The organism is Bradyrhizobium sp. Leaf396 (assembly GCF_001424605.1).
Taxonomy (GTDB): domain Bacteria; phylum Pseudomonadota; class Alphaproteobacteria; order Rhizobiales; family Xanthobacteraceae; genus Bradyrhizobium; species Bradyrhizobium japonicum_C.
This window is the reverse complement of the sequence record NZ_LMQJ01000005.1, coordinates 1-26,321: the sequence shown is the minus strand read 5'-3', so window position 1 is coordinate 26,321 and position 26,321 is coordinate 1. Positions and strand designations below refer to the sequence as shown.

The window sequence follows — 26,321 nt, the reverse complement described above, 5'->3', positions numbered from 1 at the left end:
ACCAAAGCGGCCGGGACATCGCCCGGCCGTTTTGCAAGGCTTCCGATTCATCACTACTCCGCCGGCGCGGCCGTCATCTCCGGATGCGCGACGTAATGCTCGCTGGTGCCGAGCTTGCCGGCTGCGAACAGGCCGGCGGCCATCACGGCGTAGGCCAGTGCGACCGCGGGCGTCACGCCGAAGCCGCCGCCGATGCCGACGGCCTCGCCGTGCATGAAGCCGAAGTAGGTCAGGATCGCCCCGACCAGCGCAAAGGCGGACGCTTTCTCGAAATCGCGTTCGATGATGAAGACGCCGATCGCACCGAGGATCAGCCCGCCGAGGATGGATCCCCCGCCCATCACCTCGAGGCCATGATAGAACACGCCCTGCTGCGGCAGGGCGGCAATCGCGGCCGCCTTGACCGCGTCGGCCTTGTCGGCCGCCAAGCCTCCAACCGTGGCTGCTGCTGTCATGGTGGAGCCGAGCATCGTGTCGATCTGGAGCTTGGCCCAGGCGGCCAGATGCGGGGTCAGCGCCAGCACGATGGCGGGCGCGTGCTTGACCGGTGTGGTCTGGAACGCCTGCGCACCGATCAGCATGCCGATGTAGAGCAGGATCGGCGAGATCGCGACAACGGGTACGAGCGCCAGCAGCACCGAAATGATGCCGAACCAGGACAGCACGACCACCATGATGCCTGTCGCCGCGGAGTAGCCGATCCGACCTCCCATCGCTTTCCAGCCGGGATGACCGATATAAACTGCGTTGATGAAGGGATTGCCCATCAGGCAGCCGATCAGGCTGACAACGCCATCCGCCGTCAGTACGCGCGTGGTCGGGTAGTCGTCGCCCGCAGCCTCCGCGCTCTCGACATTGTCCATGGCTTCGACGAGGTCATAGATGCCGAACGGAATGGCGGTGACCAGGATGATGCCGAGGAATTCGAAGCCGGAGAAGACATAACCCAGCGCTGGAATTGGCACCGAGAAGCCGAAATTGGCAAAGGCCGCGCCTACGCCTGCGATGCTCATGCCGCCGAGGCCAAGGCCGAACAGGTTCGAGCCCCATGCGATGATCATGCCGACGGCGATGGCCACGAGGCCCGCTGGAATGCCGCGCCAGTATTTCACGCCGCCGAACCAGCTCACCAGGATGATGGCGAAGCAGATCAAGCCAATCTGCGGCGTCATGTACATTTCGAGCGCAGGCCGCATCGAAATGAAGGTGACGGAGACACCGGCCAGCGTACCGAGCAGCGCCGCTCGCGGGGTGATTCTGCGGATGAACGGAGCGATGAAACCGCCGATCATGAGAATGAAGCTCTGGAAGAACACCCAGACGAGGCCAGCCGACCAGCCCTTGAGCGGGTCACCGGTTTTCAGCGTGATTGGCAGCATGATCACGAAGGTAACGATGAACATGTGCGGCACGCTGACGCCGGACGGCAGCGCGCAGACGTCGTTGCGGCCCGTTTTCTGTGCCAGCCGGTAGGCAAGGTACGCGTAGTAGAAGGTCGACAGGCACATCATCAGCCCGAGCGCCGGCAGGATGCCGCCGAACACGAGGCTGTCGGGCATCTTCAGCACGAAGCGCAAGAGTCCCGTGAGCACCAGCATGTTGACGAGAATGTTGGTGCCGAAGCCGAAAAGCGCGTTCCAGTCGCCCGATGTCCAGAGCGCCGGCTTGAACCCGGACGCATCGATTTCAGACTTGCCGGTCGTCCCCGTCAATGTGCTCATGATGTTGCCCCCAAAGTGGTCGAACTCGTCATCGCCTCCAAGACTGCGGCTGAGCTCGCGACCCAGCCGAAGATGCCGCCCTGGGCCTTGATCATCTTCAGGCCCATCGCATGAAACTCGGGGAAGTAGGATGCGCAGCCGTCGGAGATGACGACGCAGCGATAGCCGCGGTCATTGGCCTCACGCACCGTGGTGTTCACACACACTTCCGTCGTGACGCCGCACACCAGAAGATTCTCGATCCCGTACCTCTCGAGGACCTCGCCCAGCTCGGTGGCGTGGAAGGCGCCCTTGCCCGGCTTGTCGATCACGATCTCGCTGTCGAGCGGATACAGCTCGGGTATGATGTCGTGACCCGCCTCACCGCGGATGAGAATGCGCCCCATCGGGCCGGCATCGCCGATGCGGAGGCTCGGCGCACCGCGTTCGATCTTCGCCCTTGGCGCGTCGGACAGATCAGGCAGATGCCCCTCGCGCGTGTGGATGACCAGCATGCCGGCGTCGCGCGCCGCCGTCAGCACCGCGCCGATCGGCTTCACCGCGCGCGAAAGCTGGCTGACGTCGTTGCCGAGCGTTTCGCCGAAGCCGCCGGGCTCGAGAAAATCACGCTGCATGTCGATGATGAGAAGCGCGCTCTTGGACCAGTCGAGCTCGATCGGCTCGGGCTCGGCGCTGATGACGCCCCTTGTCGGCTCGGGTGAGTTCAACATGACGCAGGCCCCGCGAGAACTCTCTTGATCGGAGTTCTGCAAGCGCCGTGCCATTGTGTACAATTACGATGGAGCGTGGGCGACGCGCGAATTTACTGTTTAGTCAGATGGTTATATCGACTGCCGACGTCTGCTTACTCCCTGTGCGACGGCTCTGCGACGTGCATTTGCCTACAGGATGGGCGGCCTCCGCCGCAATGCCGGGGCGCGCGGAGCGAAGCCTCGCGCCTAGTGCCCTGCTCCATACAACTGCCGATACTCCTCCTCATACGGCGCATACGAGTCCTTCAGCGTCGCCATGTTGAGCAGCATGGTGGCGACCACCGCATTCGCCTTGTCGAACACGCGCGTCTTGACCCAGGCGCTTTCGGTGCGGCGACTGCCGGAGAGCGCGACCACCTCACGCTCAACTTCGTACTCCTCGTCCACAAAGAGCGGTCCCTTGACCAGACGGATCTCCTGATCGGCGAACAGGCCGACCGCCGGCCCCTTGGCGGGTAGCGGATCGTCCTTGGAGCGATACTGGAACAGCACGCTCAGCATCTCCATCGGAATGATGGGCTTGCCCCACGGATTTTCCGTGCCCGAGTAGTACGGCGAGTTCTCCGTGATGACGGCCAGCTTCTGCCGGAGGGAAAACGGATAGAGGTCGCCCATGTTCTGTTCGAAGGCCATGCGGACCGACTGGCGTTTGCCCGTCTTCGCCACCTTCACATCGCGCAAGATCACGGGATCCGTCAGCGGCTTGAGCTCGCCGAGACGCGTCTCGAGCGCCGTCGCAACCGGCGCATCGCCGACCGAGGCAGTACCGCGCAGCACCTCGGTGCCGTCGCGCTTGACCATCTGGATCTGGCACTGGCTGGTGCCCGACAGCGGCTTCGACAGCATCGCCTGCACCTCCTCACCTTCGTAACAGACGCTGCGGTAATGCGCGGAAAGGCAACCCGTCTCGAACCAGGCACGTCCCCATAGCCGTTCCCCGAGCGGCGCGAACTGGCTGAAGTGGGTCGGCCCTTCGATGGTGCCGCCCTTGAAGCCGAGCTTCTGCGCGGTGGCGTCGTCGTGGATGGAGGCGTGCGCGTCGTAGATTTGCGCTTGCAGCATCTGGCGCGGCTTGCGCCACGGCCCGATCAGCGCCTCGGCGGTGTCAGTGATCTCGGCGTCGAATGCGTTTACGGTCATGGTGCTCTCCACGGTCAGCCATGAGTAGCAGGAGCGCCACGGATGCGGCCAGCGATATTGACTTCGCCGTTGCATGCTTTTGACTGTCACAATTCGCGTCGCGCAGCCGCAGTCCCTTCCGCAGCGCAGCACCCCACGCCGAACGAGACGAGGATCTCTGAAATGACGCTGTTGCAAGTCGAGCTGGATGACAAATACCGGCTCGAATCGAAGCGGATCTTCCTGTCCGGCACCCAGGCCCTCGTTCGACTACCCATGTTGCAGCGCGAACGCGACCGGCTTCAGGGCATCAACACCGGCGGCTTCATCTCGGGCTATCGCGGGTCCCCGCTCGGCATGTACGACCACGCTTTGTGGCGGGCGAAGGCGCACCTCCAGCAGCACGACATCGCCTTCGTCCCTGGCCTCAACGAGGATCTGGCCGCGACGGCGGTCTGGGGGAGCCAGCAGGTCGGGCTGTTTCCCGGCGCCAAGGTCGACGGCGTGTTCGGGATCTGGTACGGCAAGGGGCCCGGCGTCGACCGCTCGGTGGATGCGCTCAAGCACGCCAATGCGGCCGGCACCTCGCGCAATGGCGGCGTGCTGGCGCTTGCGGGCGACGACCACGGCTGCCAGTCCTCGACGCTGGCGCATCAGAGCGAGCAGGTGTTCGCGGCCGCGCTCATCCCGGTGATCAATCCGGCGACGCTCCAGGACTATCTCGATCTCGGCCTCTATGGTTTTGCGCTGTCGCGCTTCTCCGGCTGCTGGGTCGGGTTCAAGGCCATCAGCGAGACGGTCGAGAGTTCGGCCTCGATCTACAGCGATCCGGAACGCATTCAGATCAGGCTGCCCGACGATTTCGAGATGCCGCCCGGCGGCCTCAGCATCCGCTGGCCGGATCCGCCGCTCGAGGCCGAGAAGCGCCTGTTCGGCCCGAAGATGGCGGCGGTGCAGGCCTTCGCCCGCGCCAACCAGCTCGATCGCATCGTGCTCGATTCCAAGCCGGCACGGCTCGGTATCGTCGCGACCGGCAAGGCCTATCTCGATCTGCGCCAGGCTCTCGCCGACCTCGGCATCACCGACAAGGACGCGCAGGACCTCGGCCTTCGCATCTACAAGGTGGCGATGACCTGGCCGCTGGAGGAAAGCGGCGCCAAGCGCTTCGCCGAAGGTCTTCAGGACGTGCTGGTGGTCGAGGAGAAGCGCGGCTTCATCGAAGACCAGCTGATGCGCATCCTCTACAACGTCGATGCGTCCAGGCGCCCGACGGTCACAGGCAAGCGCGACGAGCGCGGTGCGCCGCTCCTGCCGAGCGAGGGCGAGCTGACGCCGACCATCGTTGCGTCCGCGCTGGTGGCCCGTTTGCGCAAGCTCGGGCATCACAGCCCGGTGCTGGAACAGCGTCTCGCCCGGCTCGAAGCGTTCGACCATCCTGTCACCACGAGCGCGCCGATCAAGCTCGCGCGGACGCCGTTCTTCTGCTCGGGATGCCCGCACAACACCTCGACGCGCGTGCCTGAGGGCAGCCGCGCCATGGCCGGCATCGGCTGCCACGGCATGGCCCTGAGCATGCCCACCCGCCGCACCGATCTGATCTCTCATATGGGCGCCGAAGGCGTGAACTGGATCGGCCAGTCGCCCTTCACCACCGAGACGCACATCTTCCAGAATCTCGGCGACGGCACCTACACCCATTCCGGCCTTCTCGCCCTTCGCGCCGCCTCCGCTGCCGGCATCAACATCACCTACAAGATCCTCTACAACGACGCCGTGGCGATGACCGGCGGCCAGCCGGCTGAAGGCGCCTTCAACGTCGCACAGATCGCGCATCAGGTCTGGGCCGAGGGCGTCAAGCGGCTCGCGATCGTCTCCGACGATCCGAGCAAATACCCGCAAGGCAACTACTTCCCGCAAGGTGCGACCATCCACCACCGCCGCGAGCTTGACGCCGTGCAGCGCGAGCTGCGCGACATCAAGGGCCTCACCGTCATCATCTACGACCAGACCTGCGCCGCTGAGAAACGCCGACGCCGCAAGCGCGGGCTTTATCCCGATCCGGCCAAGCGCGCCTTCATCAACGAGCTCGTCTGCGAAGGTTGCGGCGACTGCTCGCAGGCTTCCAATTGCGTCTCGGTGCAGCCGCTGGAAACCGAGTTCGGCCGCAAGCGCCAGATCGACCAGTCGAACTGCAACAAGGACTTCTCCTGCGTCGAGGGCTTTTGCCCGAGCTTCGTCACCGTGCATGGCGGAACGCTGAAGCGCATGAAGACCTCGGCGGTCGATTCCGGACAGCTGTTCGCCGATCTGCCGCTGCCGCCCGCGCGAGAGCTCGACGGGCCCTACAACATCCTCGTCACCGGCATCGGCGGCACCGGTGTCATTACCATCGGCGCGCTGCTCGGCATGGCCGCCCATGTCGACGGCCGCGGGTGCTCGGCATTGGATTTCACCGGCCTGTCGCAGAAGAACGGTGCGGTGATGAGCCATGTCCGCATCGCGCCCAGGCCGGAGGACATCTCCGCGGTCCGTATCACCACCGGCGGGGCCGACGTCATCCTCGGCTGCGACATGATCGTCTCGGCAGGTCCTTCGGCGCTCAGCCGCGCCGAACGCGGCGTGACGAAGGCCTACATCAACGCCGATTTGCTGCCGACCGCGAGCTTCGTGCAGAACCCCGATCTCGATTTCGAGATGGGCACGATGCAAACCGTGCTGCGCGATGCCATCGGCGACAAGAACCTCGACATCATCGATGCCACGGGCATCGCCGCGGCGCTGATGGGCGACAGCATCGCCACCAATCCCTTCATGCTCGGCTTTGCGTTCCAGAAGGGCGCGTTCCCGCTGTCGCTGGAGGCCCTGCTCCGCGCCATCGAGATCAACGGCGCCGCGATCGAGATGAACAAGCTCGCCTTCACCTGGGGCCGGCTCGCCGCCCACGACATGTCGCGGGTGCGCAGCGTGCTCCAGTTCAAGAGCCGCGCATCCGCGCCGACGAAATCGCTCGACGACATCATCACCACCCGCGCCGAGTTCCTGACCTCCTACCAGGACAAGGCCTATGCTAACCGCTATCTCACGGCTGTCGCCAAGGTGCGCAAGGCGGAGAGCGCCGTTTCGCCTGCCGCTACGGAGCTGACCGAGGCGGTCGCGAAGAACCTGTTCAAGCTGATGTCCTACAAGGACGAGTACGAGGTCGCACGGCTCTATACCGACGGCAGCTTTGCCAACAAGGTGTCGGAGAAGTTCGAGGGCGACTTCGCGCTGAAGTACCACTTGGCACCGCCGATCTTCGCAAGGCGCGACAAGACGACGGGCCGGCTGCAGAAGCAGGAGTTCGGCAGCTGGATGATCCACGCCTTCCGCGTGCTGGCAAAGCTGAAGTTCCTGCGCGGCGGTCCGTTCGATCCGTTCGGCCGCACCGAGGAACGTCGGACCGAGCGAAAGCTGGTCGCGGACTATCTCAGCATGATCGATCAGCGAATCGCGGGCTTGAAGGCGGAGCAGCTCCCGCTGCTGACGCGCCTCGCGCGCGTGCCAGAGAGCATCCGCGGCTTCGGCCATATCAAGGAATCGAACATCAAGCTGGCGGCCGCCGAGACGGCGCGGCTGGAAGCGGAGCTGGAGAACAGCCGCTTCGCAGCGGCGGCGGAGTAGCGGAGAGCGAAGGCGCTTGCGATGCGGGGGGCCCTTGCGACGAAGCAATCCAGACTGCTTGCGCAGAAAGTTCTGGATTGCTTCGCTGCGCTCGCAATGACGAGATTGCGGAGACGTGCTCGCCACTGCTCCGCGCTAGCGCGCCGGTTTGCGTTCGATCGGATCGATGTCGATCGCCCGCAGCCGACCCAGCCGCAACACGTCCATGGCCAGTCGCCGGCCGATCCGGTCGCGGTCGAGCACGCGGATCAGATCGTCCACGCCGTTGATCTCGACGCCGTCGAGCCTGATCACGACGTCGCCGGGCAAGAGGCTCGCCTTCGCCGCAGGTCCGTCTGGCTCGATCTGCATCAGAAGGGCGCCCATCTTGTTCTCGACCCCGGCCAGCACCGCATGTCGTCGCGGGATCGGCGCGGTCTGCCCGGCGACCCCGATATAGGCGCGGCGGACATAGCCATGGCGGATGATCTCCGACAGTACGAATTGCGCCGTGTTGCTGGCGACCGCGAAGCAGATTCCTTGCGCGCCGTTGATGATGGCAGTGTTGATGCCGATCACCTCGGCATTCGACGACACCAGCGGCCCCCCGGAATTGCCGGGATTGAGCGCGGCATCGGTCTGGATCACGTCCTCGATGGTGCGCCCGCTCACCGAGCGGATCGAGCGTCCGAGCGCCGAGACCACGCCGGCGGTCACGGTCGATTCGAAGCCGAGCGGGTTGCCGATCGCGACCACGAGCTGACCGCGCCGCAACGTCTTGGAATTGCCGAGCGCGGCATAGGGCAAGTGGCGAACGCCGTTGGCGCGCAAGAGCGCAAGATCGGTGTCGGGATCGACACCGAGCACCTGCGCATCGCCGGCATGGCCCTCGACGTCGCGCAGCCGGATCTCCTTGGAGGAGCCGACCACATGGCTGTTGGTGAGCACGAGTCCATCGGGCGAGATCACGATGCCCGAACCGAGCCCGCCGCGCTCGCGGCCGTTCGGCACTTTCGGCCCGGTCTCGACGCGCACGACGGCGGGACCGACGCGGTCGGTCACGTCGATCACGGCACTGGAATAGGCATCCAGCAGCGGCCCGTCGTCAACCGGGGCAGATGGAGTCGTTCGCGATGACGAAGCGTCATCGATGATGTCCGAGGTGAAATCCAACATGGCAGGCGTCCTTGAAGGCTCACACAGATGGTGGTCTGCCCCCTGCCGCGCAAGGCGTCCACCTGGAGCGCGGGGCTGGACTGCCCAGATGGCTAGGGCGCCCGCCTCAGCGATCCTCCCCTTGCCTTGACCGGGTCGAGCAGCGACCAGTCCCCATCCGGGAGCACGTGCCCCCTGGGGAATGGCGCACGCAGCTCGAGCCCGAGCGAGCGCAGCACGCGGTCGTCGCGGTAATAGCATTGCAGCACGACGCGGACGAGCGTTGCGGCGGCGGCACCGCCTTGCTTGCGAAACTCCTGCGCCACGGCATCGCGCCTGGCGGCATCGAGCTCGGCGAGCGGCGCGCCGGCGAGCCGTGCCAGATGATCCAGCGCCGCCGCGACCAACTTGGTATCGCGGCCAAGCGTTGCCAGCATGTCAGCCTGGATCGCGGGATCGTCGGCGCCGGGCACCTTGTATTCGTCGCTCGCGGGAATGATCATCGCGGCGACGGTTCGGAGATCGTCGCGCTGCCTGCGTGTCAATAGAGTGTCTGCGGACATGACGGCCTCAATCGAACAGATTGGCCAAACGCTGCTTCATCTGGTCGGCGATGTACAGCGTGAGGGCCTGGATGGTGGAGGTCGGGTTCACGCCGCCCGAGGTCACGAAAATGCTGCCGTCGACGATGAAGAGGTTCTTCACATCGTGCGAGCGGCCCCATTCGTTGACGACGGAACGTTGGGGGTCGGTGCCCATGCGCGCGGTGCCGAGCAGGTGCCAGCCACCCCACGGGATCGGATTGTTGATGCAGATGTCGGTCGCGCCGGCGGCCTCGAGAATCTCCCGGCCACGCGCCAACCCGTGCTCCATCATTTTCCGGCTGTTCTCGCTGATTGTATAGTCGATCTTGGGCGCAGGGATTCCGTGACTGTCCTTCAGCACGGGATCGAGCGTGACGCGGTTGTGCTCCTCGGGCAGATCCTCGCAGATTGCCGACACCGCGAGCCGATGACCGTTAAGCCTGCGGAATACGCCATGATGGTCGGCGCCCCATGGCAGAATGCCTTTCTGCTCGCTCGCGACCGCCTCGAACACCGGCCCCGCGCCGCGGCCGAACTGGATGGCGTAGCCGCGCACGAAGCCGCGCGATAGGTCGGTGTCGTAAAACTCCTTGCTCCACAGGCAGGTCGGCGGCGCGCGATTGCTGTCCGTCGGCTCCTTCACGAATCCGTAGATCTGCGCATAGGGATGGAACATGAGGTTCTTGCCCACGAGGCCGGACGAATTGGCAAGACCGTTCGGAAAGCGTCCCGAAGCCGAGTTCAATAGCAGGCGTGGCGTGCCGACGCCGTTGCAGGCGATGATGACGACGTGGGCGGGTTGAAACTGCTCGACGCCGTCCTTGTCGTAATAGACCACGCCCGAGGCCATGCCGTTCTCGTCGGTTGTGATCTCGCGCACCCGGCAATGGGTGCGCAGCTCGACACCGGCCCGGATGGCGTGCGGCCAGTAGGTAATGTCGGTCGAGGATTTCGCGCCTTGCGCGCAGGCCGGCGTGCAATGGCCGAGATTGATGCAGCGCGCCCGGCCCTCATAGTCCATGGTCGCAACCGTCGTGTCCGAGGGCCACCAATGCCAGCCGAGCTTGTTCATGGCTTTCGCGATGATGGCGCCGGACAACCCGAGCGGCTGTTGCGGCATCGGCGGATGCGTCAACGGCGAGAGAGGATCGCCTGACAGACCGGACGTGCCCATCATGCGATCGTTCTCCTCGAAGAACGGGGTCAAGGCGTCGTAATCGATCGGCCAGTCGTCGGCGACGCCGTCGAGCGTCTTCACCTTGAAGTCGGAGGGATGCAGCCGCGGCCAGTGCGCCGTGTACATCACCGTCGAGCCGCCGACCGCATTGTAGTTGACGACCTTGATCGGGGAGTTGTCGTCGTTGATCGGATAGTCTTCGGGCCGGCCGCGGACGTTGGGGCTCGACGACCATTCGCCGTAGAACTTGGCCTCCCAATCCCGCCCGGTGCTGGGGTATTCCGCTGGGTTCATCCAGCCGCCCTGCTCCATGCAGAGGATGTGCATCTTGGTCTCGGCCAGCGACCACGCCACCGCCGCGCCTGAAGCGCCGGCGCCGATGATCAGGACGTCCACGGGGTCTTTCATCGCAACCTTTTCCTCCCCCTCGCCGCTTTTCGGGCGATTCGGCCTTTCGCGGTCAGCGAGGCCGGCGAACGATAGGATCAGAGCACGGGTTGAGTAAAGCCACGAGCCCGGAATGTTCGCACTTCGCGAGACGCAGACCATTGGTATCGCCACATCCGGATGCTAGGAACGGGATGCACGAGCCATCGATAGCGAGACTGTATGTCCTTCCAGAACTTCTTTGCCGACGCCCGCGCTTTTGCGCTCGCTTTGTTTTTCACCTCGTCCGGATTTCTGGCCTCCTCCGGGCCCGTCTCCGCGCTGACCGGTGCCGCAACGGTGCGTGACGGCAACTCTGTCCAGATCGGCGATGTCACTTACCGGCTCGACGGCATCGACGCACCCGAGCTGGACCAGATCTGCATCGACGATCACGCCGATTCCTGGACGTGCGGCATCGAGGCCCGCGACCAGCTGACGAAGTTGATTAACAAACGGACGGTGCGCTGCGACGACGTCGGGCCGGAAAAGAGCTTTGGCAAGCGCCATCGCGCAATCTGCACGGCCGAAGGCGACAAGGCCAGCCTGAACGAGCAGCTGATCAAGCTCGGCTTTGCCCTCGCGCGCGAGCCGATCAAGGCCAACGTCAAGCAGGCAGCCGCTGAGGCCAAGGCGGCTGCGGCCGGAATCTGGAAGGGCTGCTTTGTTGCACCGCAAGATTTTCGGGCCGGCAAGAAGGACGGCGCGCTGCTGGGCACGGCCTGCCGCCCGGATCGCGACAAGGAGATCCGCGCCGTGCTGTTTCCGGAGGAGCTGATCATGCCGCCGGGCTGCAGCATCAAAGGCAAGCTCGCGGTGCGCGCGCGCGTCACCGGCAATGTCGGCATCTATCATCTGCGGGGCTGCCCAAGCTATCCCGCGACCACCAATCCGGACCGCTGGTTCTGCTCGGAGGACGACGCCCAGGCGGCCGGCTTCCGCAAGGCCTACAATTGCCGTCGGCCAAGGTGAACAACTTCCTTACGCATCCGTGAGTGGTAGTTCGAGACCGTATTGATCCGGAATTGAACCGTACCGGCAATTGCTGCATTTGTATGCGTACGCAAGCGCTTCGCGCGAGCGTTTCCTTGGCAGCAATCCGGCTTCGGCCCGATTGCCTTGCTTGGGCGTTTCCTCCCTCGACTTGGGCCGCTTGTCACCACAAGCGGCTCTTCTTTTTTGTGCGTCGCTGGAGCAAAGGTGACTCTTTGCCGAACACCGACCGGCTCCAATCTCGTCGCACCAAAGGGCGCTATCACTGCATCCGCAGGATGTGATCCATGGGCGGCATGTTGGCATTCAGATTTGCCATAATCCAGATGGTGCCTCCGATCACGAGGAAGACGACCAGAAGACCGAAGGCGAGCGCCAGCACGTTGTTGGTGTTGTCAGGACCCGTGGTGATGTGCAGGAAGAACACCAGATGAACGCCCATCTGCGCGATCGCAAGCACGATCAGCGCGACCGGGATCGATGGCTGCCAGACCAGATCCGTTCCGGCGATGAAAAACGATGTTGCCGTGAGCAGCAGCGCCAGAACGAGGCCGACGACGTAGCCGAGGATGCGGGCGCCGACACTGTGCTGCTCCTCCTCGCCCGGTGCGAGGTCATTCCTGCCCATCCCATGCGTCTGATCACTCATGGCGCGCTCCCGAGCAGGTAGACAACGGAGAACACAGCGACCCAGACGATGTCGAGCGCATGCCAGAACAGTGCAAAGCACGTCATCCGGCGCAGGATGTCGGCACGAAAGCCCTTTGCGAAGACCTGGGCCATCATGGTGAGGAGCCAAAGCAGGCCTGCGGAGACATGCAGCCCGTGGCAACCGACCAGCGAGAAGAACGAGGTCAGGAAAGCGCTACGCGAGGGACCGTAGCCGCGTGCGATCAGATCGGCAAACTCGCGGAACTCGAGCACGAGGAACACGAGCCCGAGCGCACAGGTGATCGCCATCGAGACATGGAACCACAGCCGATTGCGCACATCGGCCGCGATGCTGGCCATGCCGCAGGTGAAGCTCGACAGCAGCAGGCAAACCGTCTCGATCGCGACGTAGCTCGGCTCGAATATCTCCGATCCCCTCGGGCCTCCGGCGGTCTGGCCAGCCAGCACGGCGTGGGCCGCGAAGAAGCAGGAGAACATCACGATATCGGAGAGCAGGAAGATCCAGAAGCCGTAGGCGGTCACGATCCGCTTCGGGGCGGGTCCAGGATGCTCGATCAGGACGCCGATCTGATGGGGATCGGTGTGCGCATGGCCGGCAGTGGCCGTGATCGACATCAGCCAACCTCCGCCATGCTGACGAGGCCGCGCCGCTGCTCGAGATTGACGCGATCTATCACTGCGACCTCCTCGGCCGGAATGACGTACTCGTCATGGTCGCGCCAGGCAAACACGACGAAGGTCGCCCACGCGCCGAGGCCGCCCACGATCACCATCCACCAGATGTGCCAGATCAGCGCAAAACCCATGATGGTGGCAAAGAACGCGCAGACGAACCCGGTCGGCGAGTTCCGGGGCATCTCGATGTCCTGATATTCCGGCCCGTCGCGCTCGGGCGATTGTTGTTTGGCACGGGCCTTCATGTGCCAATAGGCGTCCTCGCCGCGCACGTCGGGATTGAACGCGAAATTGAAGACCGGCGGTGGTGACGAAGTCGCCCATTCCAGCGAACGCCCATCCCAGGGATCGCCGGTCCGGTCGCGCAAGGCCTCCCGGTTGCGGATGCTGACCACGAGTTGCACGATCTGACAGATCACGCCGATCGTCAGCACTGCCACGCCGACCGCCGCAACGATCATCCAGGGCCGCCATGCTGCGACGTCGTAATGCTGCATCCGCCGCGTCATGCCGAGCATACCGACGATGTAGAGCGGCATGAAGGTGATGAAGAAGCCGAGAAAGGTGAACCAGAACGCAGCCCTGCCCCAGCGTTCGTTGAGGCGAAAGCCGAACGCCTTCGGAAACCAGTATTCGAAGCCGGCGAAGGCGCCGAACAGCACGCCGCCGATGATGACGTTGTGAAAGTGGGCGACCAGGAACATGCTGTTGTGAAGGATGAAATCAGCCGGCGGCACCGCAAGCAGCACGCCCGTCAACCCGCCGATAATGAACGTCACCATGAAGCCGACCGCCCACAGCATCGGCGTCGCGAAGCGGATGCGGCCGCCATACATCGTGAACAGCCAGTTGTAGATCTTCACGCCGGTCGGCACCGCGATGATCATGCTGGCGATGCCGAAGATTGCGTTGACGTTCGGGCCTGCGCCCATCGTGAAGAAGTGATGCAGCCAGACCATGAAGGAGATGACGCAGATCGCCATCGTCGCAAGCACCATGGAGCGATAGCCGAACAACGCCTTGCCGGAGAAGGTCGAGACTACCTCGGAGAAGATACCGAAGGCCGGCAGCACCAGGATGTAGACCTCCGGATGGCCCCAGGCCCAGATCAGGTTCATGAACATCATGACGTTGCCGCCGGCCTCGTTGGTGAAAAAGTGGAAGCCGAGGTAACGGTCGAGCAGCAGCATCGCCAGGGTGGCGGTAAGAATCGGGAAGGCTGCCACGATGAGAAGATTCGAGGCCAGCGTGGTCCAGCAGAACATCGGCATACGCAGATAATTCATGCCCTTGGTGCGCAGCTTCAGCACGGTCGTGACGAGATTGATGCCGGCCACCAACGTCCCGATGCCGGAGATCTGGAGTGACCAGGCGTAATAGTCGACGCCGACGCCGGGCGAGTAGGACAGTTCCGACAGGGGCGGAAAGGCGAGCCAGCCGGTGCGCGCGAACTCGCCGACCACGAGCGAGATGTTGACCAGCAGTGCTCCGCTCGCGGTCAGCCAGAAGCCGACCGAATTCAGTGTCGGGAAAGCGACGTCGCGTACGCCGAGCTGAAGCGGCACGATCAGGTTCATCAGGCCGATCACGAACGGCATCGCCACGAAGAAGATCATGATGGTGCCGTGCGCCGAGAAGATCTGGTTGTAGTGCTCGGGCGGCAGATATCCCTGCGACTGATAGGCGACGGCCTGTTGAATCCGCATCATGATGGCGTCGCTGCCGCCGCGCAGCAGCATCACCGAAGCCAGCAGCACATACATGACCCCGATGCGCTTGTGATCGACGCTGGTGATCCATTCGTTCCAGAGATAGCTAAGATGACCCTTCACCACGACCCACGTCAGGACGCCGAGGATCGCGACCAGCACCACGGCGCCCGCAATGAGTGGTATCGGCTGATCCAACGGAATGGCCGACCAATCGAGCTTACCGAGCATCGTGGCCTCCACTGTGCGGACGGCCGGCATCGGAGATTCGCTCCGGCCCGGGTCCCGGCGGAATGTGCTGGGTCGCGATCAGCTCGAACAGGCGCGGGTCTTCGAGGCGGTACACCGGCCGGTCTTTCTCGATGCCCTGCTGCATCAATTTCCTGTAGCTGTTCTCATTGAGCACGGCATCCGTCTTCGCCGCGGTCGCGACCCACTCCGGAAAAGCGAGCGGCGAGACCACGTTGACGTCGAACATCATGTCGGGAAATCCGTCGCCGGAGAAATGCGCCGACAGGCCCTGAAGCTTGCCTTCATTGTCGGCGCGCAGGTTCAGCTTCGTCACCATGCCGTTCATGGTGTAGATCATGCTGCCGAGCTGCGGGATGAAGAACGTGTTCATCACGCTCGACGACGTCAGCTGGAATTTCAGCTCGGCACCGGCCGGCACCGTGAGGGTGTTGACGGTGGCGATGCGCTGATCGGGATAGATGAAAAGCCATTTCCAGTCGAGCGAGACGGCCTGGATGCGCACCGGGCTGCCGGTCCCCGGCACCGGCGCGGCAGGATCGAGCTGGTGCGAGCCGATCCAGGCGACGCCCCCGAGCAGGATGACGGTGAGCGCCGGGATCGCCCACACCACCATCTCGATGCGACCGGAGTAGACGAAACCAGGCCGATATCGTGCTCTCGGGTTGGACGCGCGAAACCAGAACGCAAAGCCGAGAATCGCGAAGATGGTCGGCACCACGATCACGAGCATGATGAAGACGGAATCGACCAGGATCGTGCTGTTGCCAGCAGCCACGGGCCCTTGCGGATCGAGCAGATTCATCGGTGAGCACTGGCGGTTGGGAAACCCCGACGCAGAGCCTAGCGCGGGAAAGGCTCCGGCAGCAAACGCCGCGACCTCAGAACGGTTCCTGGATTGAAGGGGGCAGCGAGGCGCGACAGGCCTGCCGCGACATGCAATTCCATGCGATGTCAATGACATGAACGCAGGAGCCGCGCCCTTCTCTGCGACCGGGGCGATTGCTAATCTGCACGAAAATATGAGGGAGTGAACCGAGATGCGCCTGAAGGACAAGGTTGCGATCGTGGTCGGAGCCGGGCAAAGCCCCGGCGAAGGCATGGGCAACGGCCGTGCCACCGCGCTCACCTTCGCGCGCGAGGGTGCGAAGGTCTTTTGCGTCGATCATCATCTGGACTCGGCGCAGGAAACGGTCGCGATGATCACCGCCCGGGAAGGCACCGCCACGGCCTTCAAGGCCGACGTGACCAAGGCCGCCGACATCAACGCGATGGTGGCAGATGCGCAAACACGCTGGGGACGAATCGACGTACTGCACAACAATGTCGGCGTCAGCCTCGCCGGCGGCGATGCCGAGTTGCTGCAGCTGACCGAAGAGGCGTTCGACCGCGTCGTCGCCATCAACCTGAAGAGCTGCATCCTTGCCGCGAAGGAGGTGATCCCGATCATGCGAGCGCAACGCAGCGGCGCGATCATCAACATCTCATCGATGGCCGCGATCACGACCTATCCTTATGTCGCCTACAAGGCGACGAAGTCGGCGATGATCGCCTTCACCGAACAGCTCGCCTACCAGAACGCCGAATACGGCATCCGGGCCAATGTCATCCTGCCCGGCCTGATGAACACGCCCATGGCGGTCGACACCCGCGCCCGCGAATGGTCCAAGACGCGCGCCGAGGTCGAAGCCGAGCGCGACAGCAAGGTGCCGCTGCGCAGGAAGATGGGCACCGGATGGGACGTCGCCAACGCGGCGCTGTTCCTGGCATCGGATGAGGCGAACTTCATTACAGGCGTGACGCTGCCGGTGGATGGCGGCGCCAGTGTAAGGCGGGGGTAGATCGTTCTTCTCCCTCTCCCGCTGGCGTGGAGAGGCGAAGGCAGCTGCTCGCGGCAGATTCCATTACTGCCGGCTCACCCGCCAGATCGTGCCGTTGCCATCCTCCGAGACCAGCAGCGATCCATCCTTTGCCACCGCCACGCCCACCGGACGCCCCCACACCTCCGTGTCGCTCACCACGAAGCCCGTCACGAAATCCTCATACTCGCCGGTCGGCTTGCCGTCCTTCATCCTGATGCGGATCACCTTGTAGCCGGTTCGCTTCGACCTGTTCCATGAACCGTGCTGGGCGGCGAAGGCGTCGCCCTGGTACTCCGGCGGAAACTGCGTGCCTTGATAGAACGTCATGGCGAGCGAAGCCGAATGCGGCTGGATCAGCACGTCGGGCACCGTCACGTTGTCCTTGAGGTCCGGCCGCGCACCGGCATGGCGCGGGTCTTCATTGTTGCCGATATAGAACCAAGGCCAACCGTAGAACGCGCCCTCCTTCACGCTGGTGACGTAGTCGGGCACGAGATCGTCGCCGAGCCCGTCGCGCTCGTTGTTCGAGCACCAGGGCTGGCCTGTCTGCGGCTGGATCGCGAGGCCGACGCAGTTGCGGATACCGGTGGCGTAGATCTTCCGTTCCTTGCCATCAGGGCTGAAAGCGAGCACGGCGGCGCGCTCGGTCTCGCTCGCCCAAGTGGCGCCAAGCGGTTGCGCTTTCGACCAGGCCTCCAGTCCGCCCGGCGGCGTGCCCATGCCCTCAGCGACGTTGCTGAGCGAGCCGACCGAAACCAGCATGCGCTTGTTGTCGGGCGTAAAGACGATATCGCGGGTGGAATGGCCGCCGTCATGCGGCAGGCTCGACACGATAGTCTCGGCCTTGCCGCGCGCCTTGAGATCACCGGCCTGATAAGGAAAGCGGACGACGCTGTCGGTGTTCGCAATGTAGACCCATTGCGGGTTGTCGCCGCTCGGAAAGAAGGCGATGCCGAATGGTTGCCGCAGGCCGCTGGCGAACACCTCATTGGTCGCAACCTTGCCGCCTTCGCCTGGGCGCAGCACGCGGATATTGCCGGTCCGCGTCTCCGCAACGAAGACATCACCATTCGGCGCCACGCGGATGATGCGCGGCGCGCGCAGGCCTTCGGCGAACAGTTCGACCTTGAAACCAGCCGGCACCTGGGGAGAGGCGTCTCGCGGACGCGGCACCACGCGCGCGGAACTGGCAACCGACCGTGTAGCGCCCGGCTTCACCAGATCCTGCGGGCGGATCAGCCTGACCGTACCGGGCTTGTCGGCCCGCCAGTCGCCGTAAGCATCCTTGCCCTGCAATGCCGGCTCGGCCTGCGCGCCAGCCGCAACCAGCAGCTCGGCGCAAATCGCAATTGACCAAATTCTGTTCTTCACGTCGTCCTCCGGCCTTGCCCCCAGCAAACGTCAACGTCGACCGACCCGCAAGCGTTCGGCAGCAAGTCCTTCGCCTTGCAGATTCCCATGCGGCGCTGGGGGCCGTGTGCCTTCAACCGGATCGGGGGCGATCATCCTGGCGCCGAACCCGGCGATCCGCCACTTCTTCGATGAGCGGCATGTCGTCGCGAGGACGCCTCGCGCGGAGCGAAAACCGGCTTCCCCCACCGAATTGAAAAATGACTTGACTGCCCATCCATCGTAGAGAGGAGTCGTCGCCGCTGCCGCGGCCAAAGTCAGTCTGCTCGTGCGGGGAAAGAACAGTGGCCCTCAAGAACGTCATCGGTATCGACCACGCGGTGGTCATGGTGAAGGACCTCGACAAGGCCGCCGAGAATTATCGGCAGCTTGGCTTCACCGTGTCCCCGCGCGGGACCCACAGCGTCCATATGGGCACGGGCAATTACACCATCATGTTCGACCCCGACTACATGGAGCTGCTCGGCGTGCTCGCTGCGACCGAGCTGAACGCTCCCGCGCGTGCCTTCCTCGACAAGCACGGCGAGGGTATCGAGCGCATCGCCTTCACCGCGGTCGATTCCGCAGCCGGCGCCGAGGAGATCCGCGCACGCGGCCTGGAGCCGATCGGCCCGACCGATTTCGAACGGCCGGTGACGCTGCCCGATGGCACGGTCTCGGCAGCAAAATTCCGCACTTTCCTGTGGCCGACCGCGGAGGCGCCCGGCGGCGTGCGCATTTTCGCCTGCCAGCACAAAACCCGCGAGACCGTCTGGATTCCGGAACTGATAAAGCACGCCAATGCGGCGAAGCGGATCAAGCAGACGCTGATCGCAACGCCGGACCCCGCGAAGGAAGCCGCGCATCTCGGCCGGCTGATCGACCGCACGCCGACGGCCGATGCGGACGGCGCGGTCACCGTGCCCTCCGGCGGAGATCGCGCCGACTTCGTCTATCTGACGCTGCAACAGCTCGGCAAGCGTTATCCCGGCGTGCCGCTCGCCGGGCTTTCCGAGCGTGGCGGCGCTGCGCTGGTGCTCATCAGCGGCGATCTCGCGGCAACGGAAAGAGCGCTGGGTTCGGCTGCCGTGCGAAGCGGCGATGCGATCTGCGTGCCGCCGGCCAGGGCCAACGGCACCCTGCTCGCCTTCGTGTCCGGCTGACTTGAACCAATTCTTTAACGAATGTTTACCCAGCGGCCGGTAGGACTCCGGGAATCCAAGTCGCTGGGACCATACGCATGTTCAAAGAGGGATCGCCGATCGCCTATGACGCGCCGGCCGAGCTGAAGAAGTGGCCGTCGCTGAATGGCGAGCGACAGAAGGACCGCGGTCCGCCCTATCTCGTCTACAACGGCACGCTCGCCGAATGCGTCCGCGAGCTCATGGGCAAGCCGGTCAAGGGCATCTCGCTTTACGACATCATGACGAGGCCGCAACCGGCTTTCGACCAGGCCGTGCTGTCGCCGGGCGACGCCGCCGAGATCGCGATGCGCAAGGATTTTCCCAAGGACTAGTTCGAGGCGCGCTTCTGTACGGGGCTGCCCTGTCTCGTCGAGGACGTACCCGTCGGCGGCTCGAGGAAGACCACGGGCGTGCCGCGCTTGACGTTCTCGCCGATCACGCGCGCATCCCAATTGGTCAGCCTGACGCAGCCGTGAGACGCCGACTTGCTGACCCTGTCGGGCTCGGCCGTACCATGGATGCCGTAGCCCTGCGCCGACAGGCCGATCCAATAAGCTCCCACGGGGTTGTTCGGACCCGGCTTGATGTCGAAGGGCCGTTTGGATTTGACGTTCTTGAACCTGTAGTCGGGATTGTAGCGGTAGGTCGGATTCTCGTGCGCGCCGGTCACCTTGAGCGTACCGCTCGGCGTCGGACGGTCCGGACTGCCGATTGACGCCGGGTAGAACGCCAGCAAAGCGCCGCTTGCGTCGAACGCTTTCAAGGTCCCGTTCTCCTTGTCGACCTCGAGCCGAACCATGCGCGGCAGCTCTCGCCGGGCCGGAACGTTTGCAACAACGATCGTCTCCCCTATCTTGTCGAAGGCCTTGCCCGGGTTGAGGGCCCTGAGCAGATCCGCGCTCATGTGGAATTTTTCCGCGAGCCCTTCGAGCGGACTGGTGTAGCCCAGTGCCTCTAGCGACTTCATGTCGTCGAGCTTGGCGGGCAGCTTCTTGATGAACGGCCCCTTCAGGTCTGCATCGTCGATCTTGTAGTCGAGGAGGACGGGAGCTTCGCTCGCCAATGTCAGCTTGTCCCAGAGCTCCTGCGATATGGCCTTGTCGAATGCGATGCCGTTCTGCTCCGCGAATGCCTTGAGCGCCTTCTGCGCGTTCTCACCCAGCTTGCCGTCGATCTCGCCGGGCGAGAATTGCGCGCGGTCGAGCAGTACCTGAAGCTTCACGACTGCAGGATTGAGCTTGTCAGCGGACGGCTCTTTCACGGGACGCGGCGCATCGTTCACCGCTTTCGCATCGAGATTGCCCGCGAGCACCGGGCTGATCAGCCACAGCGACATCACCACGCCAAGCATCCATCGCATCATGATCGCTCGTCCCAATGGCAAAATGACGATCTGCAAACCCGCGGACAGTTTCTCTCTGGGAACACCGTAGTAACACCGAAGGAACCGGCGAGATCGCAGCTTTGCCGCAATCGGAGGGTTAACAACTTCCTGTCGCCGGCGCATCGCTGGCCGTTCACCCCACAGTTCGAGGTTGTCCCAGCAAATGCGATTTGTCGTCGCGGCTTGCGCCGCGTTCCTGCTTCTGATGTGCGACCTCGATCCGTCGACGTCGCGGCAAACACCAGCTACCGACACCGCCGTTCTCAAGAACAATCACGCCTCGCCACTTGTTCCTGTGGTCGAGCTCTTCCTTGCCAGCGTGCAGGCCATCGACGTCGCCAACGCGCGCGCGGCGTATGAGGAAACACCCGCGCCGCCGCGCGCGAACGAGCCCGGCGCCGAGGAACCGGTTTCACCAACTGAGAAGCTCTGCCACGCTCTGCGCGAAGCCGCGGAGTCCAGCGGCATTCCGGTGCCGTTCTTCGCGCGCCTGATCTGGCAGGAGAGCCGCTTCAAGCCCAACGAGGTCAGCCATGCCGGCGCGCAGGGCGTCGCGCAATTCATGCCGGGTACGGCCGCCGAAGTCGGACTCGATGATCCCTTCGATCCGATGAAGGCGCTGCCCGCATCGGCGAAGTTCCTGCGCAAGCTGCGCGACGATTTCGGCAATCTCGGTCTCGCCGCAGCCGCCTACAATGCCGGTCCGGGCCGCGTCCAGAAGTGGCTTGCGAGAGAGGGCCAGCTGCCGCGCGAGACCCGCGATTACGTCCGCATCATCACCGGCACCCAGGCCGAAGACTGGACCGAGCGCGCCGAGGCGCTCGCGATCCGGATCGACCTGCCGCGCGAAGCACCCTGCGAGGGCATCGGCAGCCTCTCCAAGGCCAAGGACGTCGCCTGGGTTCCGGTGAACCTGACGACTTCGGTTGCGAGCATCATTCGCAAGGCCGAGCAGGTCGCCGCCCGGTCGACGACGAACCGTGCGCGCAAGCGGTTTGCAACCCAATTGCGGAACAATGCGGCGGCCCAGCGCAAGGGACGCAGCATGATCGCGGCACGCGCGGCCGGCAAGAGCGCGAAGGCGCGCGCCGTTCGCTTCGCATCGGGCGAACGGCCGTCCGGTTCGTGATCGGAGCCGCCCGTTGCGCGGCTCCACGTTTCCGAGGAGAAAGCCGGAGCGCTGCTGCACGGAACCTGCAATGCCATCCAAGAGTGCCGGGATCATCGCCTATCGGAAGCGCGGCAAGCTCGAGGTGCTCCTCGTCCATCCCGGCGGGCCGTTCTGGCGCAGCAAGGATCTCGGCGCCTGGTCGATCCCCAAGGGCGAATATGCCGACGACGAAGACGCGGAAGTCGCGGCGCGGCGGGAGTTTGCCGAAGAGCTCGGGCTCGAGCCGTCCGCGCCGCTGATCGCGCTCGGTGAGATCAGGCAGCGCGGAGGCAAGCTCGTCACCGCGTTCGCGGCCGAGCTGGATGTCGACGTGCGCAGCGTTCGCAGCAACACGTTCGAGATGGAATGGCCGCCGCGCAGCGGCAGGCGGCAGGCCTTTCCGGAAGTCGATCGCGCCGAATGGTTTGCGCTCGACGCGGCCCGGGAGAAGATCAACGCCGGACAGCGCCCGCTGCTCGACCGCCTGGAGCAGCTGATCGGCGGATAGCGCTTCGCGCCCTACTCCGCCTTGATGTTCGCCGCCGTCACGACCTCGGCAAGCTCCTTGGTCTCCTTCGCGATCTTCGCGGCATATTCGGTCTGGCTGAGCACGCTGACGACACCCTGCGAGCCGAGCTTTTCTTGGGCCGTCGGATCCTTGGCGGCTGCCAAGATCTCCCGGTGCAGCGTCTCCAGGATCGGCGCGGGCGTTGCCTTCGGCATGAAGAAGCCGACCCAGAACGAGATGTCGAAGCCGGGATAGCCGGCTTCCGCGACGGTGGGCACATCGGGCAGCGCCGGCAGCCGCTCGGCCGACGATACCGCCAGCGCGCGCAGCTTGCCGGCCTTCACCAGCGGCACGGCCGAGAGCGGATCGAACACCGCCAGCACCTCTTGCGCGAGAACGCCGACCTCGGCGGCCGAGCCGCCGCGATAGGGCACGTGGATCATCTTGATGCCGGCCTTCTGGCTGAGCAGCTCCATGGCGAGATGGGCCAGATTGCCGTTACCACCCGAACCGTAAGCGAGCGCGCCGGGCGCGGCCTTGGCCGCGGCAACGAGATCGGCCACCGTCTTGACGTTGGCCGTCTTGGGGTTCTCGGGATTGACGACGAGAACGAGCGGCGCCGACACCACCGTGGTCAGCGGTGCAAAGTCGGCTTGCGGATCGTAGCGGATATCCTTGAACAGCGTCTTGTTGAGCGTGATCGTGGACGAATTGCAGGCGAGGATGGTGTAGCCATCCGCATCGGCGCGCGCCACGCCCTCGGCGGCGATCATGCCGTTGGCGCCGGCCCGGTTCTCGACGACGAAGGGCTGGCCGAGCTTGTTGCTCAAGCGATCCCCGACGATCCGTGCGACGACGTCGACCGGCCCGCCGGCGCTGAAGCCGACCATGATCTTGACCGGCCGCGACGGATATTTCTGCGCCGGAGCCTCTGTCGCGAGCACCAAAGCGCATAATCCGGCGATGACTGCCAGCACGCGAGCCGTTCGTTGCATTCGTATCTCCCAGACCTCTTGGCGCCGCTTGTGCATGCTTGTTGGTGCGGCGCCTTCGACCGCATGATTAGCGGCCGCGCCGGATTTCGCAATCGCGTTTGAGCGCCGGCATTCCGCGGCACGGCAGGCAAACGCTGTCTTCGAACAAAAAATGCGAAAACAACCCCATGCACAGTAGGAGACCTCGTCGATCCAAGAGCTTGCGCCGAGGATTGGGCCATTTCCGGATTTACGAATTCGATTTTGACTCGTCGGGCAAAACAGTGGCAGGATGGCATCATCGCAACACTCGCAAGCGTCCCGCCTTGCCGAGTAGAGCCTCCCCGGCGCCGTTGCGGCCTAAACCCTTCATCGACGTTTCGAATTCGCATTCGCGCGCGGCAGCGAACGGCCGTCCGCGCCTGCCTTCACAGGACACAGCACATGACGACAGCCCTCCAGCCCCTCAACACTTCGCCGCTCGCGGCAAGCGATGGCAGCAGCCCCGCCGCGAACCCGCGCGTCAAACTCTACAAGCGCCGCATCGCGATCAGCCATCCCGACCCGCAAGCGGGCGAGCGGCTGCTGGCCGAGGCGCTGGGCGCGGCCGACCGCGATGCGCTGCACGGCATGCTGAGGCAATTGGTCAAGGCCAGCGCTGTCGGGCAGAAGCCCGACGAGGCCAATCTTGCCTTCATGATCTCGACGATCAGGAGCATCGCCCCGAAGGATTCCATCGAGGCGATGCTGGTGTCGCAGATGGTGTCGGTGCACATGGCGGCGATGCGCTGCGCATGCCGCCTGGCCTGCACCGACGATCTTCCGCAGCAGGAGGGCGTGACCCGCGCTTTGACGCGGCTCGCCCGCACCTTCGCCGCCCAGGTCGAAGCCTTGAATCGCCACCGCAACAGCGACGAAAGCGCGATCACGGTGCAAAACCTCTCGGTGCAGGACGGCGGACGAGCGATCGTGGGCAATCTGACGCAACATGCGCATCTGATCGGCACCAATCCGGACGCCGCGTCTCGCGCAGCCGGCGACCCCGAATGGGCCGGCGCAGGGCAGGCCGCCAGCGCATGAGCACCGGTCACATCCGCAACACGCACGCGATGTCGGCAAGCCCGCGCTGCGGCGCCCGCACACGCGGCGGCTTCGCCTGCTCCGCGCCCGCGATACGCGGCAAGTTCCGCTGCCGCATGCACGGCGGCGCCCGGGGATCGGGTGCGCCGCGGGGAAACCGCAATGCCGAAACGCACGGCGCGTTCACACAAGAGGGGATCGCTGAGCGGCGGGCGATCCGGGCGCTGATCAGTGACGCGGAGACGCTGCTGGCGAAGATCGCGTCCGACTAGGGTACGTACTCATGAAATCTGCTGCCAAGAGTAGGCGTGAGTGATGTCCGCTCGTCCTCCAAAGCGGCGCGAAAGCGGTCTTTGTCGGACTCCCGAGAAGGGCCAGAAGCGGAAGTCTGATTTGCACCGGATCAGCTCTCGTTACGACGTCGAAACAGAGAAGCTGTGCCGAAACGCTCTCGGAGAGAATACCGCCGGTAGTGGGCGCCGTATGAAAAGCGCAGCCATCGTTTACGCTGCTTTGCAATTGCCATTCCGTGACGGAAGTAGAGAGCGATGGTCGCGAGAATGGCAATAACGCCAATGATCCAGTGTCCAGACCCGAATAGCGCAATGCTAAAGAGCCAAACGACGAAACCCGCAACCAGCCAAAGAAGGCAATAGCCAATATACGAGGGATAATCCGGCATCTTACTTATCGGCATGATCCCCACCACTCCGTCATGGACCAAGCTGCAATCCCCACTAACTTGGCTCTAGCACGTCAAACGATATGTCCAGGAAATTGGTAAAGTTCTATACGTTGAACCACGAACCACCTTACCATTAGCCGCGGCCACATCCGCTTCGGGTCAATCGCGACGGTTAGACCGAGTTTAAGTGAGGTCCGCTCTTACCCTGACAAACGACATGTGCTCGACCCTGGCATACGGCGGCGATGGGCCAGAAGAAGACGTCGCAATTTGTCCGAGCAAGCGCCGTCTTTGCTCAGCCGCCTCGTTCTAGCGAATGCCAACTGCCATTGACGAAATAAACGCCTCGACTTGCCGCAACATCCGCGGCCAAACATCGATCGGCTTCTCAACGTCGAGAACGCCAAGCGAAACGACTGATCCGTCGCGGAGCCGCCCGCGAATTGTACAGCTGTTGCTTGGTCGCTGGGTAGCAGCGGGACCGCACTGTGCTGTGACTAGGGAGCCAAAAAAAATGGGCTCGATCGACGTGAGCTCAAACCATGGCTCTCGGACGATTTTTCGAAACAAGCCGCCTGGCGTTGGTTGGCCACCTTCTGCAACACTGCGGCTCGCGATATGCGATCTATAGATGGCCAAAGGAAAAATACCGGCAAGGTCAGCACGGTCGGTACCCCCGCCAGCCCAAGCAATCAGACTTTTCTTTGGAAAGGAAATACTGTTAACCATCGCCGGCGGGCTCTGCGGAGATTGGCAATAGTGCTTGGTTCGAAGATTATTCAGGAGATAGTCCCGCGTTGATAAAGCTTGTTCAGGCGAGTAGTACGGCTGGAGCGCAGCCGGAATATGATACTCGATCCCGTTCAGCTGCAATCTGACTGTATGAGCAACTATGCAAGCCGCCTCGCCAGATCCGAATGCAAGAATGTAGCTTATCGCGAAGGTCGCCGCCAAAAAGAGCGTAAGAAGGAAGGCGAACGTAGTATTACGCATTCCATTCTCGGATCGTGTTTTTACGCGTACCAGGGCATCGTCTTTTTGATTGCGGAATTACTCCTGGTCAACCTCCGGCATTGCCGCATCCTCAATTTTCACTGAACGAGTGGATGTCCGCTAATGGGATGGACCGGCTGCTTCCCCCGCGGGGATAGTCTGTAAAGACTACCCTACAGCATCCGGAGAAGCAGCCCATGACCACCACACCTCGGAGAAGCAGCCCATGACCACCACACCT

The 26,321-nt window shown here is 63.9% G+C and carries 23 protein-coding genes; 9 read left to right on the top strand and 14 right to left on the bottom strand.

From position 1 onward, the window contains the following. Positions 1 to 53 precede the first annotated feature (53 nt). The 3 genes from ASG57_RS06800 to ASG57_RS06790 form a co-directional block, all read right to left on the bottom strand. Positions 54 to 1,721: a hypothetical protein gene (locus tag ASG57_RS06800; protein ID WP_057195968.1), complete on the bottom strand. Its 1,668-nt coding sequence runs from the start codon at positions 1,719 to 1,721 to the stop codon at positions 54 to 56. Next, positions 1,718 to 2,431 (bottom strand): cysteine hydrolase family protein, encoded by a 714-nt coding sequence (locus tag ASG57_RS06795; RefSeq protein ID WP_057195967.1) that lies wholly within the window; start codon positions 2,429 to 2,431, stop codon positions 1,718 to 1,720. The genes ASG57_RS06800 and ASG57_RS06795 overlap by 4 nt, the downstream gene beginning before the upstream one ends. 228 nt (positions 2,432 to 2,659) lie before the next feature. Then, complete coding sequence (locus ASG57_RS06790; protein WP_024340187.1) at positions 2,660 to 3,613, bottom strand: hypothetical protein; 954 nt, start codon at positions 3,611 to 3,613, stop codon at positions 2,660 to 2,662. Positions 3,614 to 3,775: 162 nt separating this feature from the next. Between ASG57_RS06790 and ASG57_RS06785 the strand changes: the two genes are divergently transcribed. Then, positions 3,776 to 7,252: an indolepyruvate ferredoxin oxidoreductase family protein gene (locus ASG57_RS06785; RefSeq protein WP_024340188.1), complete on the top strand. Its 3,477-nt coding sequence runs from the start codon at positions 3,776 to 3,778 to the stop codon at positions 7,250 to 7,252. Positions 7,253 to 7,387: 135 nt separating this feature from the next. On the opposite strand, the gene ASG57_RS06780 is transcribed toward ASG57_RS06785, so the two are convergent. The 3 genes from ASG57_RS06780 to ASG57_RS06770 all read right to left on the bottom strand — a co-directional run bounded on the left by ASG57_RS06780 (position 7,388) and on the right by ASG57_RS06770 (position 10,555). Then, on the bottom strand, positions 7,388 to 8,407 hold the full coding sequence (locus tag ASG57_RS06780; protein ID WP_024340189.1) for a S1C family serine protease: 1,020 nt from the start codon (positions 8,405 to 8,407) through the stop codon (positions 7,388 to 7,390). 92 nt (positions 8,408 to 8,499) lie between these two features. Continuing rightward, complete coding sequence (locus ASG57_RS06775; RefSeq protein ID WP_024340190.1) at positions 8,500 to 8,949, bottom strand: gluconate 2-dehydrogenase subunit 3 family protein; 450 nt, start codon at positions 8,947 to 8,949, stop codon at positions 8,500 to 8,502. A 7-nt stretch (positions 8,950 to 8,956) separates the two neighbouring features. After that, a complete protein-coding gene (locus ASG57_RS06770; RefSeq protein ID WP_024340191.1) occupies positions 8,957 to 10,555 on the bottom strand; it encodes a GMC family oxidoreductase in 1,599 nt (532 codons plus the stop codon). A gap of 201 nt (positions 10,556 to 10,756) precedes the next feature. Here ASG57_RS06770 and ASG57_RS06765 point away from each other — a divergent pair, with 201 nt between their 5' ends. Beyond that, positions 10,757 to 11,545, top strand: a complete 789-nt coding sequence (locus ASG57_RS06765) for a thermonuclease family protein (RefSeq protein ID WP_024340192.1) — start codon at positions 10,757 to 10,759, stop codon at positions 11,543 to 11,545. 283 nt (positions 11,546 to 11,828) lie between these two features. Here the strand turns inward: ASG57_RS06765 and cyoD are convergent, their stop codons facing one another. From cyoD to ASG57_RS06745, 4 genes are read right to left on the bottom strand one after another with little or no spacing between them, the layout of a single operon-like run. Next, positions 11,829 to 12,215, bottom strand: coding sequence for a cytochrome o ubiquinol oxidase subunit IV (gene cyoD / locus ASG57_RS06760; RefSeq protein WP_057195966.1), 387 nt, complete (start codon positions 12,213 to 12,215; stop codon positions 11,829 to 11,831). Then, the gene (locus ASG57_RS06755) at positions 12,212 to 12,853 is read right to left on the bottom strand and encodes a cytochrome (ubi)quinol oxidase subunit III (protein WP_024340194.1); all 642 of its coding nucleotides are present in this window, start codon (positions 12,851 to 12,853) and stop codon (positions 12,212 to 12,214) included. The genes cyoD and ASG57_RS06755 overlap by 4 nt, the downstream gene beginning before the upstream one ends. After that, positions 12,853 to 14,853, bottom strand: a complete 2,001-nt coding sequence (gene cyoB / locus ASG57_RS06750) for a cytochrome o ubiquinol oxidase subunit I (RefSeq protein ID WP_057195978.1) — start codon at positions 14,851 to 14,853, stop codon at positions 12,853 to 12,855. Before cyoB ends, ASG57_RS06755 begins: the two co-directional genes overlap by 1 nt. Next, positions 14,843 to 15,676 carry a cytochrome ubiquinol oxidase subunit II family protein gene (locus tag ASG57_RS06745; RefSeq protein ID WP_024340196.1) on the bottom strand — a complete coding sequence of 278 codons (834 nt, stop codon included), beginning with the start codon at positions 15,674 to 15,676 and terminating at the stop codon, positions 14,843 to 14,845. Before ASG57_RS06745 ends, cyoB begins: the two co-directional genes overlap by 11 nt. A gap of 235 nt (positions 15,677 to 15,911) precedes the next feature. On the opposite strand from ASG57_RS06745, the gene ASG57_RS06740 reads away from it, so the two are divergent. Further along, the gene (locus ASG57_RS06740) at positions 15,912 to 16,712 is read left to right on the top strand and encodes an SDR family NAD(P)-dependent oxidoreductase (protein WP_024340197.1); all 801 of its coding nucleotides are present in this window, start codon (positions 15,912 to 15,914) and stop codon (positions 16,710 to 16,712) included. Positions 16,713 to 16,775: 63 nt separating this feature from the next. Here the strand turns inward: ASG57_RS06740 and ASG57_RS06735 are convergent, their stop codons facing one another. Continuing rightward, positions 16,776 to 18,104, bottom strand: a complete 1,329-nt coding sequence (locus ASG57_RS06735; RefSeq protein ID WP_024340198.1) for a PQQ-dependent sugar dehydrogenase — start codon at positions 18,102 to 18,104, stop codon at positions 16,776 to 16,778. Between the two features lie 323 nt (positions 18,105 to 18,427). Between ASG57_RS06735 and ASG57_RS06730 the strand changes: the two genes are divergently transcribed. Together ASG57_RS06730 and ASG57_RS06725 are read left to right on the top strand one after the other, a co-directional pair. Next, positions 18,428 to 19,285 carry a VOC family protein gene (locus tag ASG57_RS06730; RefSeq protein WP_024340199.1) on the top strand — a complete coding sequence of 286 codons (858 nt, stop codon included), beginning with the start codon at positions 18,428 to 18,430 and terminating at the stop codon, positions 19,283 to 19,285. A 77-nt stretch (positions 19,286 to 19,362) separates the two neighbouring features. Next, the gene (locus ASG57_RS06725) at positions 19,363 to 19,638 is read left to right on the top strand and encodes a hypothetical protein (RefSeq protein ID WP_024340200.1); all 276 of its coding nucleotides are present in this window, start codon (positions 19,363 to 19,365) and stop codon (positions 19,636 to 19,638) included. Here ASG57_RS06725 and ASG57_RS06720 read toward each other — a convergent pair. Continuing rightward, the gene (locus ASG57_RS06720) at positions 19,635 to 20,669 is read right to left on the bottom strand and encodes a L,D-transpeptidase family protein (RefSeq protein WP_024340201.1); all 1,035 of its coding nucleotides are present in this window, start codon (positions 20,667 to 20,669) and stop codon (positions 19,635 to 19,637) included. The two genes, ASG57_RS06725 and ASG57_RS06720, sit on opposite strands and share 4 nt — an antisense overlap. Before the next feature lie 184 nt (positions 20,670 to 20,853). On the opposite strand from ASG57_RS06720, the gene ASG57_RS06715 reads away from it, so the two are divergent. Together ASG57_RS06715 and ASG57_RS06710 are read left to right on the top strand one after the other, a co-directional pair. After that, positions 20,854 to 21,819 (top strand): lytic transglycosylase domain-containing protein, encoded by a 966-nt coding sequence (locus tag ASG57_RS06715; protein ID WP_024340202.1) that lies wholly within the window; start codon positions 20,854 to 20,856, stop codon positions 21,817 to 21,819. Positions 21,820 to 21,889: 70 nt separating this feature from the next. Continuing rightward, the gene (locus ASG57_RS06710) at positions 21,890 to 22,348 is read left to right on the top strand and encodes an NUDIX hydrolase (protein ID WP_024340203.1); all 459 of its coding nucleotides are present in this window, start codon (positions 21,890 to 21,892) and stop codon (positions 22,346 to 22,348) included. Positions 22,349 to 22,359: 11 nt separating this feature from the next. Here the strand turns inward: ASG57_RS06710 and ASG57_RS06705 are convergent, their stop codons facing one another. Continuing rightward, entirely contained in the window at positions 22,360 to 23,343 is a 984-nt protein-coding gene (locus ASG57_RS06705) for a Bug family tripartite tricarboxylate transporter substrate binding protein (protein WP_024340204.1), read from the bottom strand. Between the two features lie 423 nt (positions 23,344 to 23,766). On the opposite strand from ASG57_RS06705, the gene ASG57_RS06700 reads away from it, so the two are divergent. Continuing rightward, positions 23,767 to 24,402: a hypothetical protein gene (locus ASG57_RS06700; RefSeq protein WP_057195965.1), complete on the top strand. Its 636-nt coding sequence runs from the start codon at positions 23,767 to 23,769 to the stop codon at positions 24,400 to 24,402. Further along, positions 24,399 to 24,674: an HGGxSTG domain-containing protein gene (locus tag ASG57_RS06695; protein WP_024340206.1), complete on the top strand. Its 276-nt coding sequence runs from the start codon at positions 24,399 to 24,401 to the stop codon at positions 24,672 to 24,674. The genes ASG57_RS06700 and ASG57_RS06695 overlap by 4 nt, the downstream gene beginning before the upstream one ends. 722 nt (positions 24,675 to 25,396) lie before the next feature. Here the strand turns inward: ASG57_RS06695 and ASG57_RS37560 are convergent. Further along, positions 25,397 to 26,080: a hypothetical protein gene (locus tag ASG57_RS37560; protein ID WP_156402600.1), complete on the bottom strand. Its 684-nt coding sequence runs from the start codon at positions 26,078 to 26,080 to the stop codon at positions 25,397 to 25,399. Between the last annotated feature and the right edge of the window lie 241 nt (positions 26,081 to 26,321).